This is a genomic window from Mesorhizobium sp. P160219, from assembly GCF_057786095.1.
On the sequence record NZ_JBYNWG010000001.1, the window covers coordinates 1593196 to 1608841 of the forward strand.

The window sequence follows — 15646 nt, forward strand, 5'->3', positions numbered from 1 at the left end:
CATGGGCGTGTGATTATGTAAACCTTGAATTAATCACGATCGTAAGCATTGTATTAACCTTGTTTTGACGATTGCCGCTGCAAAGTCCGGCCTGGCTAGGTGGTTGCCTAAAGGCGAGGGTTCGGACAGATGCCAGCATCCCGACTGATCATTCTGGGCGTGGCGGTGGCCGCGGCGGGTGGTGCAGGTTATGTTGCCAAGAATATGGTGGCGGTCCCGCCCCAGCAGGTCGTCGTCGATGCCCCGCAGGCGCCGGCCATCGCCTTGCAGGATGTGCTCGTGCTTTCCGGCGACGTGCCGATGGGAAGCCCGCTTGAGAACAATCTCAGCTGGGAGTCCTGGCCGTCCGATGGCATCAATGCGAATTTCATCACCCGTGCCGCCGAACCCGAAGCGCGGGAGAAGCTGAAGGGCTCCGTCGCCCGCATGGCGATGTACACCGGTGAGCCGCTGCGGCGCTCCAAGCTGATCGGCGAGGGGCAGAGCTTCATGTCTTCGATCCTGCCCACCGGCATGCGTGCCGTCGCCACCGCGATCTCGGCCGACACGTCGGCAGGCGGCTTTATCCTGCCTAACGATTTTGTCGACGTCATCATGACCCGCAGATCCGACACCGGCAACGCCGGTAGCGGATTCACCACCGAGACCATCCTCAAGAACATCCGCGTCCTGGCGATCGATCAGACCATCCAGGAGGACGAGGAAGGCAAGAAGACCAGGGTCGGACAGACGGCGACGCTGGAGCTGACGCCGCAGCAGGCCGAGATCATCACCGTCGCCCAGCAGATGGCCGATCGCCTGACGCTGGCGCTGCGCTCGATCACCGACAACAAGGAAAAGGGTACCGATGAAGCCGACTACCTCGTTTCCGGCAATGGGCGGCGCGGAACGGTGCGGTTGATCAAATCGGGCGAAGTTTCCGAAGTAGGGGCAAGGAAATGAGGTTAGTCGCTAGACTGCCGGTCACCATGGCTGCGGCCATCGGCCTGCTTTTTCTCGGAGCCCATGCAAGTGGCCTCGTCGACGCCAAGGCCGCCGCAAAGAGCGTCGGGGTCACGGCCTCGACGGCTACGCAACGTGTCAAGCTTGGCCTCAACAAATCGGTGGTCATCGACCTGCCGAGCGACGCCTACGACATCCTGGTCGCCAACCCCGCGGTCGCCGATGCCGTGACCCGTACGGCAAGGCGGATCTATCTGTTCGGCAAGTCGGTGGGCGAAACCAACATCTTCGTCTTCGGTCCCAATGGCGAGCAGATTGCCAGCCTGGATCTGGCCGTTGAACGCGACGTCGCCGGATTGGAAGACTACCTCAAGCGCTTCCTTCCGAATGCCGAGATCAAGGTCGAGTTGCTGAACGACAACGTCGTCCTGACCGGGACGGTGGACACGCCGCTCGACGCCAAGCGCGCCGTCGACCTGGCAACCATCTTCGTGTCCGGCGGTGAAGCGACAACCGGCCAGTATTCGCAGACTGCGGCCGGCGGTTCCGCCAATGGCGGCGTCGACATCGACAATCCGGATTCCGCACGCCGGGTGTCGAAGATCGTCAACCTGCTGCAGATCATCGGCGACGACCAGGTGACGCTGAAAGTGACCGTGGCCGAAGTCAGCCGCTCGGTGATGAAGCAGCTCGGCGTCAACATGGTTGGCAAAGGCAGCTCCAACGGCATCAGCTTCAATGCGACCAGTGACACCTTCCCCGGCCTAGGCAAGCCGTTGTCGAGTTCGGGGGTCAATTTCGCCACCTCGGCTCTGCAGGGCTACATCACTGCGATGGAGCAGTCCGGCGTCATGAAAACGCTGGCCGAGCCTACTTTGACGGCCGTCTCCGGCGAGAAGGCGACCTTCAGGGTCGGCGGCGAGTACAATATGGTCAGCGCCGTTACAAACGCCAAGTCGGACGCCAATCAGAATGCCGACAGGGTTTGGACGGCTCAGAAAATCGAATACGGCATCGGCCTGGAATTTCAGCCTGTAGTGCTGTCGCCCGGTCGCATCAGCCTGAAGGTCAGGACGTCGGTTTCCGAACCAACCACCGAAGGCGCGGTCTCTTTCGGAGACACCAATATCATATCGCTGCGTAAACGTTTGGCCGACACGACCGTGGAACTGCCTTCGGGTGGATCGATGATGATAGCCGGCCTCGTCCGCGACGACGTCAGGCAGGCCGTAAACGGCTTGCCCGGACTGACCAAAATCCCGGTGCTCGGCACGCTGTTCCGCAGCCGCGATTTCGTCCGCAACGAAAGCGAGTTGGTCATCATCATCACGCCCTATCTGGCGCGGCCGGTGGCGCGCAACGACCTGGCCAAGCCGGACGACAATTTCAACGCCGCCGGCGATGGCCCGGCCATGTTCCTTGGCCGCGTCAACCGCGTCTACGGCACCATGCAGACCGACAAGCCCAACGGCCGCTACCACGGCGTTGTCGGCTTCATCTACAAGTAAGCGGGGAGCGGACATGTCTCAGTCAGCATCGAAGGCCATAGCGGTCGCCACGACAGTGCGGTCCGGTGGTGCGCGGATCAGCCGATCGGCAATGCCGATCCTGGCGATCGCGATCGCGGCCTCGCTCGCCGGTTGTGCCAAGCGCGACAGCATCACGGTCGGGGCGATTCCCGATGATTATCGCACCACGCATCCGATCGTGATTGCCGAGAAGAACCAGAAGCTGGACCTCCCGGTCGGCGCCGGCGATCGCGGCATGACCGGCTCGCAGCGCGACACGCTTCTAGGCTTCCTTGACGGCTACGACAGGAGCGCTGCCCCGGCGCTGACGATCGCAATCCCGATCGGCTCGGCCAATGAGGTGGCGGCGACTGCCGCGGCGCGCGATTTCGCCAGGCTGGCGGTTGCCGGCGGCATCAAGCGAAACCGGATCGTGGTGACCTCCTACCAGTCGGTTTCCCCGGAAGCCTCGGCGCCTATCCGCGTTTCCTATATTTCGGTGAGAGCCCAGACCGACAAATGCGGGCGCTGGCCCGAAGACATCCTCGCAACCTCCGAAAACAAGCACTACGCCGATTACGGCTGCTCCTCTCAAAACAACCTCGCTGCGCAACTCGCCAATCCGGCCGATCTGCTCGGGCCAAGAAAGTCGTCCGATATCGACGCCGAGAACCGCGGCGCGGTGATCGACGTCTATCGCGGCAGAGGTATTTCGGACGAGTTCCTCGGCAGTTCGGAAGTGACGTATTAGGAGCGCCGGTCCCGCGTAGAGACCGGAAAGAGAAGTCACGGAAAAGAGCATGACGATGAGCAATCTTGCCTACGACACGCCCGGAGACGGCGGCGACAGCTCGCAATCGGACGTTGCAGCGATGCAGGCGCTGCGGCCGGTGCCGCGTATTTCTATTCAGGCATTTTGCGAGACGGAAGGTGTCGCGCATCCGGTGGAGCGGGCCGGCGAGGATCGCCGCATGGCCAAGGCGCATCTGAAAGTGCATATGGGCGGCATCGCCACGGCGATCGAATTCTACCAGTCGGCGCCGACGCCGAACCTGATCCTGCTGGAATCGCGCAGCGAACCGAAGCAGTTGCTGGAGCAGCTTGCCCAGCTTTCCGAATATTGCGATCCCTCCTCGAAAGTCGTGGTGATCGGCCACTACAACGATGTCGGTCTTTACCGCGAACTCATCCGCTTCGGTATTTCCGAATATGTCATCGCGCCGGTGTCGATGGCCGATATCGTCTCCGTGGTTTCATCGATCTTCGTCGATCCGGAAGCCGAGCCGATCGGCCGCTCGATCGCCTTCATCGGCGCCAAGGGCGGCGTCGGCTCCTCGACCATCGCCCACAATGTAGCGTGGGCGATGTCATCGCTGTTCAAGTCGGAAGTGGTCGTCGCCGATCTCGACCTGGCTTTCGGGACGGCCAACATAAATTTCGACCAGGACCCTGCGCAAGGCATCGCCGAAGCCGTGTTTTCGCCCGAACGAGTCGACGAGGTCTATCTCGACCGGCTGCTTGCCCAGTGCGCCGAACATCTGTCGCTGCTCGCCGCGCCCTCCACCCTCGAACGTGTCTATGATTTCGATCCCGATGCCTTCACGCAACTCATCGACACCGCGCAGCGCAGCGTGCCGCTGCTGGTGCTCGACATTCCCCATGTCTGGACCGGCTGGACCAAGAACACGCTGATCAAGGCAGACGAGATCGTCATTACGGCGACGCCGGAACTGGCCAATCTGCGCAACACCAAGAACCTGGTCGATATGTTGACGAGGCTTCGCCCGAACGATCCGCCGCCGAAACTGATCATCAACCAGGCCGGCGTACCGAAGCGACCCGAGATATCCGCTTCCGACTTCGCCGAACCGCTCAGCCTCACGCCGATGTCGGTCATCGCCTTCGACCCGTTGTTGTTTGGAAATGCCGCCAACAACGGCCGCATGCTGGGCGAGATGGATGCCAGGAGCCCGGTCGTCGGCATGATCAACGAAATCGCGCATGTCCTGACCGGTCGCAGCGAAATCAAGGCCAGGAAGAAGGCAGGCCTGGGCGGCCTGCTCGGCAAGCTCTCGCGTAACAAGAAATGACGCTCCCCTCCAAATCAAGAAGTAGAGCATGATGTCGTCCGAAAACCGCTTCGGCATCATGTTCTGGACGGAATTGGTAGTCGATCATGTTTGGTAAAAGAGGCTCCGACGACGGCGGCCGGTTCACCCCGGAGTTCCGTCAGCCAGCACCGGCGCCAGCGGCGCCGGCCACTGCAACGCCTGCGGACATGGCGGTACTTGCCCGGCCCGCGGCAGCGCCGCCTGGAGCGCCGGGAACCCCGCCAACTCGCCGTGCCGTTGAGGCGCCATCGATGGCGCCGGAGCCGCCAAAAAAGATCCAGCGCGAAAAAAGTGAAACCTACTACGACACCAAGAGCCAGGTCTTCTCCGCGCTCATCGACACCATTGACCTGTCGCAACTCGCCAAGCTCGATCCCGAGAGCGCGCGCGAGGAAATCCGCGACATCGTCAACGACATCATCGCCATCAAAAATTTCGCAATGTCGATCGCCGAGCAGGAAGAGTTGCTCGAGGACATCTGCAACGATGTGCTGGGCTACGGCCCGCTGGAGCCGCTGCTCGCCCGCGACGATATCGCCGACATCATGGTCAACGGCTCCAAGAACGTCTACATCGAAGTCAATGGCAAGGTCGAACAGACCGGCATCCGCTTCCGCGACAATCAGCAGCTGCTCAACATCTGCCAGCGCATCGTCAGCCAGGTTGGCCGCCGCGTCGACGAATCGAGTCCGATCTGCGACGCCCGCCTACCCGACGGCTCCCGCGTCAACGTCATCGCCCCGCCGCTCTCCATCGACGGCACCGCGCTCACCATCCGCAAGTTCAAGAAGGACAAGCTGACGCTCGATCAGCTGGTCAAGTTCGGCGCCATCTCGCCGCAGGGCGCCGAGATCCTCAAGATCATCGGCCGCGTCCGCTGCAACATCGTCATCTCCGGCGGTACCGGCTCCGGCAAGACGACGCTGCTCAACTGCCTGACCAACTATATCGACCGCGAAGAACGCGTCATCACCTGCGAAGACTCGGCCGAACTGCAACTGCAGCAGCCGCACGTGGTGCGTCTCGAAACCCGCCCGCCCAATCTCGAGGGCGAAGGCGAGGTGACAATGCGCGACCTGGTCAAGAACTGCCTGCGCATGCGGCCCGAACGCATCATCGTCGGCGAAGTGCGCGGACCGGAGGTTTTCGACCTGCTGCAGGCGATGAACACCGGCCATGATGGGTCGATGGGAACGATCCACTCCAACAGCCCGCGCGAATGCCTGAACCGTATCGAATCGATGATCGCCATGGGCGGCTATTCGCTGCCGCAGAAGACCGTGCGTGAAATCGTCGTCGGCTCCATCGATGTCATCATCCAGGCAGCACGCCTTCGCGACGGCTCGCGCCGCATCACCCACATCACCGAGGTGATCGGCATGGAAGGCGACGTCATCATCACGCAGGATATCGTGCTCTACAACATCAAGGGCGAGGACTCGAATGGAAGGCTGCTTGGCGAGCACGTGTCGACCGGCATCGGCCGTCCGCACTTCTGGGATCGCGCCCGCTACTATGGCGAGGAACAGCGCCTCGCCAATGCGCTGGAATCGATGGAGAAACGCGCTGACTGACGCATATCGAGGTTGGAAGCAATTCCAGAAAAAGTGTGAAGCGGTTTTCCCGGGAAAAGCGCGTAGTGCTTTCCCTTGGGAATTGCGTCAAAACAAAGCGATAGCGCATATCGCCGTTTCCTTGAAACGGCGATATGCGCTGGGGACCGAGGTCGATGTTCGGAATTGACACCACCGTACTGGCGTTCATCGTGCTCGCCGGCTTCAGCGCCGGTGCGGTCGCCTATGCCTTCCTGTTCACCAAGATGAGCAACGAGAAGCAGGCCGGCAAGCGGCTCGAGACGATCAAGGCCGCCGAGACCGATCGTTCGGTCGTCAAGGCTTCGCGCGACCGTGTCGCGGAGGCGGTCAAGCGGCGTAAATCTGTCCAGGACACGCTGAAACAGCTCGACGAAAAGCAGAAAACCAACGAACTCGCCGTCAAGAAGCCGCCGTTAAAGGCCCAGATTCGTCAGGCCGGCATGCAGGTCTCGATCGAGCGTTTCTATATCTACTCCGTCATTTGCGGCATCGCGCTGACGGTGCTTGCCTATCTCGCCGGCGCGCCGCTTCTGGTCCTGCCGGGCGCGCTGCTGGCGGGGGCGCTCGGCCTGCCGCGCTGGTTCGTCTCGTTTCGCCGCGCGCGCCGGGTCAAGGCGTTCCTCAACGAATTTCCCAACGCCCTCGACATCATCGTGCGCGCCGTCAAATCCGGCCTGCCGCTCAACGACGCCATTCGCCTGATCGCCAGTGAATCGCCGGAGCCGGTCAAGACCGAGTTCCGCCGGATCGTCGATTCACAGCAGATTGGCATGTCCATCCCCGATGCCACCTTGCGCATGGCTGAAACCATGCCGTGCAGCGAGGCAAGCTTCTTCGGCATCGTTATTCAGATCCAGTCACAGGCCGGCGGTAATCTCTCCGAGGCGCTTGGCAACCTGTCGCGCGTGCTTCGCGATCGCAAGAAGATGAAGGCCAAGGTCCAGGCGCTTTCCATGGAAGCCAAGGCGTCGGCCGTCATCATCGGCGCGCTGCCTTTTGTCGTCGCCCTTCTCGTCTATCTGTCGAGCCCGAACTACATCATGCCGCTGTTCACCACCAGCACCGGCAATCTGATCCTCGGCTGTTCCGGCGTCTGGATGTCGATCGGCATTCTGGTGATGCGCAAGATGATGAACTTTGAAGTTTAGGCCGACCTTGGAAAGCTCGAAACGAAAAGACTGAAAACGAATGACCGACCAAGTCGTAAAATCGCTGACCGATCCTGCCTTCCTGATAGCGTTGCTGGTTGGCATTGCGGTGTTCGCGACCGTCTTCACGGTGCTGCCGGCCCTTGGTGGCAATCAGCTCAAGACTCGCATGAGATCGGTGGCGCTGGAGCGTGACGAATTGCGCGCCAAGCAGCGCGCGCGGCTTGCCAATGAAGCCGATCGTCGCCGCAAGGGGCTGCGCGAAGAGCAGTCGATCGGCATGCGCAACATCGTCGACAGGCTGGACCTGCGGCGTGCGTTGGCCGATGAAGGCACGTTGCAGAAGCTCAAGGTGGCGGGCTTTCGTGGCCAGAACCCGCTGACCCGCTTCCTGTTCTTCCGCCTGATCCTGCCTTTTGTCGGTTTCGCGCTGGCAGCGATCTATCTGTTCGTGCTCGGCGGACTGCCTGACCGGCCGGCCTTCGTGAAACTGTTCGTCTGCATCCTTGTCGCCTACGCCGGTTTCTACGCGCCGATCCTTTACGTCAACAATCGTGCCGCCAAGCGCAAGCAGTCGATCCAGGCGGCGTGGCCGGATGCGCTCGACCTGATGCTGATCTGCGTCGAATCGGGCATGTCGGTCGAGGCCGCCTTGCGCAAGGTCTCCGAGGAGATCGGTTCGCAGTCGGTGGCGCTGGCGGAGGAATTCGTGCTGACCAACGCCGAACTCTCTTATCTGCAGGAGCGCAAGCAGGCTTATGAAAACCTCTCGGCTCGTACCGGCCTGGAGTCGGTGAAGTCAGTGTCCCAGGCGCTGGTCCAGGCCGAACGCTACGGCACACCCGTGGCGCACGCATTGCGCGTGCTGGCCTCGGAAAGCCGTGACATGCGCATGAATGCCGCCGAGAAGAAGGCCGCCGCCCTGCCGCCGAAGCTTACCGTGCCGATGATCCTGTTCTTCCTGCCGGTTTTGTTCGCCATCATTCTAGGCCCAGCCGGCATTCAGGTCAGTCAGCGCGGCATCTTCGGCGACCAGCACAATTCCTCAAGCCAGTAGGCCTCGGTTGCAGCCGTACAAAAGAGCCGCACTGCCAATGCAGTGCGGCTCTTGGTTTTCAGCGTTGATGCGTGGACGGATTTGCGCTGTGCGGAGCCGGCGCCCATGCGGCGCTCAGTTGGTCGCCGGCTTTGCCTTGTCCTGATCCTTGAGCTGACTCCAGGCGTTCTGCTGGGCAAGCATCTGGCGAAGATAGGCTACATTGGCTTGCGCCTGTTCGGGTGAAAGCTCCTGCGACGCGATCTTCTCGGCCTCGTCGAAGCGGCCCTGCAGTCCCACGACCAGCGCAAGGTTCTGGCGCACCCGGCTGTCGGCATTCGGTTGCTGGGCTGCCGAGCGCATATAGGTCTCGGCGGTGCGCAGATCGCCTTCCAGCACATAGGACATACCGAGATTGGAAAGGATCGAGGGTTCGTTCGGCTTTAGGTCCAGCGCCTTGCGGTAGTTCTGGCGCGCTTCATCCTTCTGGCCAAGCTGGTCGAGAATGGCGGCCTCGGCCGACATCAGCCGCCAGTCCGGATATTCCGGCGTCTGCGCCCGGCGCACGGCGTCGAGCGCCGGCTCGAACTGGCCGTTGGCGGCCAGCGCCTTGCCGTAGGCGGCAAGCACGTCGCGATCCTTGGGGTAGGCGATCGCCAGCTTGCGCATCACGGCAAGCGACTGGTCGGCATCGCCGTCCATCTGGAGCGCCGCCGCAAAATTTGTCGCCAGCCGCTTGTCGTTGGGGTTCTTTGCGTAGGATTCGCCCAGCCGCCCGGTCGCCCCGTGCAACTCGCTGGCCGACATGGTTTCCAGCGGTTTGCCGCTGGTGCGCCCGATCGAGCCGGTCGTGAGCTTGCTGGTTCCGCACCCGGCAACACCGGCCGCCAGCGCCATCAGCAGTGCCGTGGTGACCAACCGTTTGCCCGTGACGTTCATCCTGCGGTTGGTGGGCATCGGCACGGGGCTCTCCATTCCTGCGCGTGGCCATTCACGTGGCCATCTTCATCCCCGCAGAAATATTCTGTTAACCCTAACGGACAGTTAAAAAGTGAGCCGTCGGATCGGTGAACGGCCCGCCGGAAGCCTTTGGCCTGGCAGTCCCATGCCGGCCCCTGTGCATAGATGTTGAAATCATCCGACGTCCCTGTCACTTGACTGAGGACGACCTGCAAGCCTCCCGGAGACCATCGAATGCCCGTCGAACTCATCGAGACACTAAACACTGCCCTGCCGGTCCATCTGGTCGCGAGCGATGGACTGGAGGCCTTGGGGCTTTCGCCTTCCATGACCGCATGGGCGGCCGCCAACGGCTTTTCCGGCGAAGCCGGTAGGACGCTCGCCGTCCCCGGCGACAACGGTTCCCTTGCCGGCGCCTTGTTCGGCGTCGGTGATGGCGAGGGCGCGCTGGCCGTCGGCATGCTGGCGAGAGCCTTGCCGGAAGGCGACTGGCATTTTGCCGCCGCTCCAGCCGAGCCGGAACTCGCGGCCATAGGCTTGGTGCTCGGCGGTTACGTCTTCACTCGCTACGGAAAGAAATCAGGCAAGACGCTGCGTTTTGCGCTGCCGCTCGGCGTAGATGCAGGACGTGTCCGGCGCATCGCCGACGGCGTCTTCCTGGCGCGCGACCTCGTCAACACGCCGACCAGCGACATGGGACCGGACGAGTTGGAGAAGGCCGTGCGGACCCTGGCGGCCACTCACGAGGCCGAGGTATCGGTGATCAAGGGCGATGATCTCCTGAAGCAGAATTTCCCGATGATCCATGCGGTCGGCCGGGCCTCGGTCGGAGCGCCGCGCCTGATCGACATGGTTTGGGGACCGGAAGGCGCGCCGAAGGTGACGCTGGTCGGCAAGGGTGTCTGTTTCGACACTGGCGGCCTCGACATCAAGCCGTCCTCGGGCATGCTCTTGATGAAGAAGGATATGGGCGGCGCCGCCAATGTGCTGGGCCTGGCCTCGATGATCATGGCTGCCGGGCTGAAGGTGCGGCTGCGCGTCCTGATCCCGGCGGTCGAGAATTCGATTGCCGGCAACGCTTTCCGGCCTGGAGATGTACTGACCAGCCGCAAGGGCATTACCGTCGAGATCGGCAACACCGACGCCGAAGGGCGGTTGGTGCTGGCCGACGCGCTGGCGCTGGCCGATGACGAGGAGCCGGAACTGCTGATCGACATGGCGACGCTGACCGGGGCAGCGCGTGTCGCGCTCGGGCCCGATCTGCCGCCTTTCTACACTGGCGACGAAGCGCTGGCGTCCGAACTGGCTGCGGCCTCCATGGCCGTCGAGGATCCGTTGTGGCGCATGCCGTTGTGGCGGCCCTATGACGCCAGGCTGGCGTCGAAGATCGCCGACATCAACAACGTCACCACCGACGGCTTCGCCGGTTCGGTCACCGCGGCGCTTTTCCTCAAGCGCTTTGTCGAACGGACAACGGGCTGGGCGCACTTCGACATCTTCGCCTGGAACCCGTCCGATCGCCCCTACGGACCCGCCGGCGGCGAGGCGCAAGGCATCCGTGCACTGGAGCGGGTCATTTCGAGGCGCTATGCCTGACGCCCTGAGACGGCCACCAAAACTGAAACGGAACCGAAACAATTTGCCGTCATGCTCGGGCGATGTCGATTTCGATGCGTCCGAGCCAGGCGATGCGGCTGTGGCAGCAGGTGATGCTGTCGCAGGTGCGCGCCGGCGCGCCAGATCTCACCATGCGCCAGACGGCGATCCTGTTCACCATCTATCTCGACCCGCCGCCGCACACGGTGCGCGGTCTAGCCGCCCGCCTCAATGTTACCAAGCCGGTTATCACCCGCGCCCTCGACACGATGGGTGCGCTGAAACTGGTGTCACGCCATCGCGACGAGCTCGACAAGCGCAATGTGCTGATCCGGCGCACGGTCGAAGGCGCGCTCTTTGTCGAGCGCTTCGGGGATGGTATCGTTGCCAGGGCTCATGAACTGCCCATCTGATCAATCCATGAATTAGAACGAGTACCGATTTGACTGCCAGGGATGCCCGCCTCCACGCCTTCCGTTCCGACCTCGCCGATGCAAGGCTGAAAGGGGAGGTTTCGGCCGATCGCTTCGTCACCGGCCGTCGGGCTCGGATCACGGCCTCCGTGGCTGACGTGCGCAAGGCACCGCGCCCGGATGCCGGCGTCAACACGCAGGTACTGTTCGGCGACGATGTGCTTGTCTTCGAGGAAGCCGAGGGATGGGCCTGGGTCCAGGCCGAACGTGACGGCTATGTCGGCTACGTCGGCGCCACCATGCTGGGCGCACCCGAGCATGCGCCAACCCACATCGTCACGGCGCCGCGCACTTTTCTCTATCCAGGCCCGGATCTGCGCTTTCCGATCAGCGGGCAATTGTCGATGGGCTCGACGGTGACGGTGAGGGGCGCTGCCGAAACGCGCGGCACGCACTATGCGCTGTTGCCTTCCGGCGAGGCGCTGATCGCCGGCCATGTGCGCCCGGTCAGCGATATCGCCGCCGACTATGTCTCGGTCGCCGAGATGTTTATCGGCACGCCCTATCTCTGGGGCGGCACCTCCGGCTTCGGCATCGACTGTTCTGGCCTCGTGCAACTGGCCATGCGCATGGCCGGCCGCAATGTGCTTCGAGATTCCGACATGCAGGCGGCAGGCCTGGGCGAGCCGCTCGATCCGGGATCCGATTATGCCGGGCTAAAACGCGGTGACCTCGTGTTCTGGAAGGGGCATGTCGCCGTTATGGCCGACGCCGAGACCATGATCCACGCCAACGGCCACACCATGCTGGTCTCGCGCGAAGGGCTGAAGGATGCGGTTGATCGGATTGGGTATCTCTATGGCGGGCCGACTGGGTTTCGGCGGCCTTAGCGCCTCTTCCTTCGCCCCGTTCACGGGGAGAAGGTGCCCGAAGGGCGGATGAGGGGCGGCGCCAGCGATTGAAAGCTCGCGCTGTCCCTCACGTGCCTGCCGGCATCCTCTCCCCGTACGGGGTGAGGGCAACTCACCCGATCACCTTTTGTTCCGATTTTCCTTGGCGATCGCGCGCCGTCGCGCTACCTCTTTCGCGTGACCGAGCAGCCGCGCCTTGCCAAACAAAATGCCGCCGTCCTTCTGCCCGAGCCATTCATCAGATGGTTTGGCGAAAAAGGCTGGTCGCCGCGCGCTCACCAGATCGAGCTGCTGGCGAAGGCTCAAGCCGGGCAATCGGTGCTCTTGATCGCACCGACCGGCGCCGGCAAGACACTGGCCGGCTTCTTGCCATCGTTGACCGAACTGGCCAACCGCCCCAGACGCAAAGCCGGTATGGCACGGCGCGGCATCCATACGCTCTACATCTCGCCGCTGAAGGCGCTGGCCGTCGACATCGAGCGCAACCTCGGCAAGCCGGTGGAGGAGATCGGCCTGCCCGTCACCATCGAGACGCGCACCGGCGACACGCCTTCCCACAAGCGGCAGCGCCAGAAGCTGGCGCCGCCCGATATCCTGCTCACCACGCCCGAGCAATTGGCGCTGCTGATTGCGGCCGGCGATGCCGGGCGCTTCTTCGAGGATCTGCGCTATGTCGTGCTCGACGAGTTGCATTCGCTGGTGACATCGAAACGCGGCCATCTGCTGGCGCTCGGGCTGGCGCGGCTGCGCAGCATCGTGCCCGGCCTGCAGACGATCGGCCTGTCGGCGACGGTCGCGGAGCCTGACGAGTTGCGGCGCTGGCTGGTCAGCCAGAATCCTCCGGGGCACATGTCTGAGCTCATCGTTGTCACCGGCGGTGCAAAGCCCGAAATTTCCATCCTCGATTCGGAGGAGCGCGTGCCTTGGGCCGGCCATTCGGCGCGCTACGCCACGCCGGAAATCTATCGCGAGATCAAGCGCCACAAGACCACGCTGCTGTTCGTCAACACCCGAAGCCAGGCCGAGCTGCTGTTTCAGGAATTATGGCGGGTCAACGAGGATACCTTGCCGATCGCGCTGCATCACGGCTCGCTCGATGTCGCCCAGCGCCGACGCGTCGAGAAGGCGATGGGGGAAAACGCGCTCCGTGCCATCGTCGCCACCTCGACGCTCGACCTTGGCATCGATTGGGGCGATGTCGATCTGGTCGTCCATGTCGGCGCGCCCAAGGGCGCCAGCCGGCTGGCGCAGCGCATCGGCCGTGCCAATCACCGCATGGACGAGCCGTCGAAGGCGATCCTGATCCCGGCCAATCGTTTCGAGGTGCTGGAGTGCCGGGCAGCGCTGGACGCCAACTATCTGGGCGCCCAGGATACGCCGCCGCTGGTCAATGGCGGGCTCGATGTGCTGGCCCAGCATGTGCTGGGCTGCGCCTGCGGAGCGCCGTTTCGCGCCGACGATCTCTACGAGGAAGTGCTGACAGCAGCGCCCTATGCCAGCCTCGACCGGCCGGCATTCGACCGCGTCATCGATTTCGTCGCCACCGGCGGCTATGCACTGAAGAACTACGAGCGCTACGCCCGAATCCGCCTCAACAAGGACGGCATGTGGCGGGTCTCCAATCCGCGCGTTGCCCAGCAATACCGGCTGAATGTCGGCACGATCATCGAGGTGCCGGCGCTCAATGTGCGTTACGTCAAGGCCGGCAGCAAAGGCTCGGCTTCGCACGGCGGCCGGGTTCTGGGCAAGATCGAGGAGGCCTTCCTCGAAACGCTGACGCATGGCGACACCTTCATGTTTGCCGGCAAAGTCCTGCGCTTCGAAGGCATCCGCGAGAACGAATGCTTCGTCTCGAATGCGCCGGGAAGCGACGCCAAGGTGCCTTATTATGGCGGCGGCAAATTTCCGCTTTCGACCTACCTCGCCGAGCAGGTGCGCGCCATGCTGGACGACCCGCAGCGCTGGAAGAAGCTGCCCGAGCAGGTGTCGGATTGGCTGCGTTACCAGGCCGACAAATCGGTATTGCCCAAACGCGACGACCTCTTGATCGAGACCTTTCCGCGCGGCAACCGTCACTATCTCGTCGCTTATCCTTTCGAGGGCAGGCTGGCGCACCAGACGCTCGGCATGCTGCTCACCCGCCGGCTGGACAGGGCCGGCGCCAGGCCGCTTGGCTTCGTCGCCACCGACTACGCATTGGCCATCTGGTCGCTGGGCGATATGGGCGCGATGTTCAAATCGCGGAAACCTTCGCTTGGCGCTCTGTTCGACCAGGACATGCTGGGCGACGACCTCGAGGCTTGGCTGGCCGACAGCTGGCTGCTCAAGCGCACCTTCCGCAACTGCGCGCTGATTTCAGGCCTGATCGAGAAACGTCACCCCGGCCAGGAGAAAAGCGGCCGCCAGGTCACCGTCTCGACCGATCTGATCTATGACGTGCTGCGCAGCCATGAGCCCGACCACATCCTGCTGCAGGCGACGCGCGCCGACGCGGCGACCGGTCTGCTCGATGTCAGCAGACTTGCCGACATGCTCTCGCGTATCCAGGGTCGAATCGTGCATAAGGCACTCGAACAGATATCGCCGCTGGCCGTGCCGATCATGCTCGAAATCGGCAAGATGCCGGTGAACGGCGAGGCCGACGAAACGCTGCTGATGGATGCCGCGACTTTGGTCGAGGAAGCCATGGGTCCTGGGATGGTTGAGGAATGAATTTTTCGCTGGCGCGGGCATCGCTGATCGCCGAGGCCGACTTTGTCGGCATCGCGGGCGAGCGCGCGATCTGTGATTCGCGCGGCGTGCTCTATTTCCCCGATCTGAGGCTGCTCGCGGTCTCCGACCTGCATCTGGAAAAGGGCTCGTCCTTCGCCAGGCGCGGCGCACTGATCCCGCCCTACGATACCGGCGCCACTCTGCTCCGGCTGCAGGCGGTAATCGCGGACTATCAGCCGGCCATCGTCATCAGCCTGGGCGACTCCTTCCACGACGGCGGCGGCGCCGAGCGCATGCATCAAACCTTCCGCGATCGGCTGGAAGCATTGATGGCCGGCCGCGACTGGTTCTGGGTCGCCGGCAACCATGACCCGGAAGCGCCGGCGGATTTGCCCGGCGAGACGGTGCGCGAACTCGCCATCGGCTCGCTGCTGTTCCGCCACGAGCCGTCGAAGATAAGAACCGAGGGCGAAGTTGCCGGCCATCTTCACCCTTGCGCCCGCATCGTCCAGCAGGGCCGCTCGGTGCGGCGGCGCTGCTTTGCCGGCGATGGCGGCCGCATGATCATGCCGGCCTTCGGCGCTTATACCGGCTCGCTCAACGTGCTCGACCGCGCCTATGCCGGCCTGTTCCGCCGCGAGACGTTGATAGCTTATATGATGGGCGCCGCGCGCATCTTCGCCATTTCCGGTTCGATGCTGCGGCCGGGCTGAG

Annotated in this window: 14 protein-coding genes; 12 read left to right on the forward strand and 2 right to left on the reverse strand. The window is 63.1% G+C overall.

The window, feature by feature from the left end:
* The first annotated feature begins 129 nt into the window (after positions 1–129).
* From cpaB to AC3EMP_RS07865, 7 genes are all read left to right on the forward strand, one after another.
* Positions 130–942 (forward strand): Flp pilus assembly protein CpaB, encoded by an 813-nt coding sequence (gene cpaB, locus AC3EMP_RS07835; protein WP_023688721.1) that lies wholly within the window; start codon positions 130–132, stop codon positions 940–942.
* Positions 939–2450 (forward strand): type II and III secretion system protein family protein, encoded by a 1512-nt coding sequence (locus tag AC3EMP_RS07840; protein WP_352710366.1) that lies wholly within the window; start codon positions 939–941, stop codon positions 2448–2450. The genes cpaB and AC3EMP_RS07840 overlap by 4 nt, the downstream gene beginning before the upstream one ends.
* A gap of 13 nt (positions 2451–2463) precedes the next feature.
* Positions 2464–3201, forward strand: a complete 738-nt coding sequence (locus AC3EMP_RS07845) for a CpaD family pilus assembly protein (protein WP_023688719.1) — start codon at positions 2464–2466, stop codon at positions 3199–3201.
* Positions 3202–3256: 55 nt separating this feature from the next.
* On the forward strand, positions 3257–4540 hold the full coding sequence (locus AC3EMP_RS07850; protein WP_352710448.1) for a CpaE/TadZ family protein: 1284 nt from the start codon (positions 3257–3259) through the stop codon (positions 4538–4540).
* An 86-nt stretch (positions 4541–4626) separates the two neighbouring features.
* Positions 4627–6135: a TadA family conjugal transfer-associated ATPase gene (locus AC3EMP_RS07855; RefSeq protein WP_023688717.1), complete on the forward strand. Its 1509-nt coding sequence runs from the start codon at positions 4627–4629 to the stop codon at positions 6133–6135.
* A gap of 155 nt (positions 6136–6290) precedes the next feature.
* On the forward strand, positions 6291–7304 hold the full coding sequence (locus AC3EMP_RS07860) for a type II secretion system F family protein (protein WP_023669592.1): 1014 nt from the start codon (positions 6291–6293) through the stop codon (positions 7302–7304).
* Positions 7305–7344: 40 nt separating this feature from the next.
* A complete protein-coding gene (locus AC3EMP_RS07865; protein ID WP_023696714.1) occupies positions 7345–8361 on the forward strand; it encodes a type II secretion system F family protein in 1017 nt (338 codons plus the stop codon).
* 114 nt (positions 8362–8475) lie between these two features.
* Here the strand turns inward: AC3EMP_RS07865 and AC3EMP_RS07870 are convergent, their stop codons facing one another.
* Complete coding sequence (locus AC3EMP_RS07870; RefSeq protein ID WP_023669594.1) at positions 8476–9297, reverse strand: tetratricopeptide repeat protein; 822 nt, start codon at positions 9295–9297, stop codon at positions 8476–8478.
* A 237-nt stretch (positions 9298–9534) separates the two neighbouring features.
* On the opposite strand from AC3EMP_RS07870, the gene AC3EMP_RS07875 reads away from it, so the two are divergent.
* From AC3EMP_RS07875 to AC3EMP_RS07885, 3 genes are all read left to right on the forward strand, one after another.
* Complete coding sequence (locus AC3EMP_RS07875; protein WP_023834318.1) at positions 9535–10896, forward strand: leucyl aminopeptidase family protein; 1362 nt, start codon at positions 9535–9537, stop codon at positions 10894–10896.
* Between the two features lie 62 nt (positions 10897–10958).
* Positions 10959–11309: a MarR family winged helix-turn-helix transcriptional regulator gene (locus AC3EMP_RS07880; protein ID WP_023669596.1), complete on the forward strand. Its 351-nt coding sequence runs from the start codon at positions 10959–10961 to the stop codon at positions 11307–11309.
* Between the two features lie 29 nt (positions 11310–11338).
* Positions 11339–12199 carry a C40 family peptidase gene (locus tag AC3EMP_RS07885; RefSeq protein ID WP_023688713.1) on the forward strand — a complete coding sequence of 287 codons (861 nt, stop codon included), beginning with the start codon at positions 11339–11341 and terminating at the stop codon, positions 12197–12199.
* A gap of 141 nt (positions 12200–12340) precedes the next feature.
* Here AC3EMP_RS07885 and AC3EMP_RS07890 read toward each other — a convergent pair whose 3' ends face one another.
* A complete protein-coding gene (locus AC3EMP_RS07890) occupies positions 12341–12535 on the reverse strand; it encodes a hypothetical protein (RefSeq protein WP_245260071.1) in 195 nt (64 codons plus the stop codon).
* On the opposite strand from AC3EMP_RS07890, the gene AC3EMP_RS07895 reads away from it, so the two are divergent.
* Together AC3EMP_RS07895 and pdeM are read left to right on the forward strand one after the other, a co-directional pair.
* Positions 12443–14932: a ligase-associated DNA damage response DEXH box helicase gene (locus AC3EMP_RS07895; protein ID WP_352710450.1), complete on the forward strand. Its 2490-nt coding sequence runs from the start codon at positions 12443–12445 to the stop codon at positions 14930–14932. The two genes, AC3EMP_RS07890 and AC3EMP_RS07895, sit on opposite strands and share 93 nt — an antisense overlap.
* Positions 14929–15645 carry a ligase-associated DNA damage response endonuclease PdeM gene (pdeM, locus tag AC3EMP_RS07900; protein ID WP_023703455.1) on the forward strand — a complete coding sequence of 239 codons (717 nt, stop codon included), beginning with the start codon at positions 14929–14931 and terminating at the stop codon, positions 15643–15645. The genes AC3EMP_RS07895 and pdeM overlap by 4 nt, the downstream gene beginning before the upstream one ends.
* Position 15646: the final 1 nt, after the last annotated feature.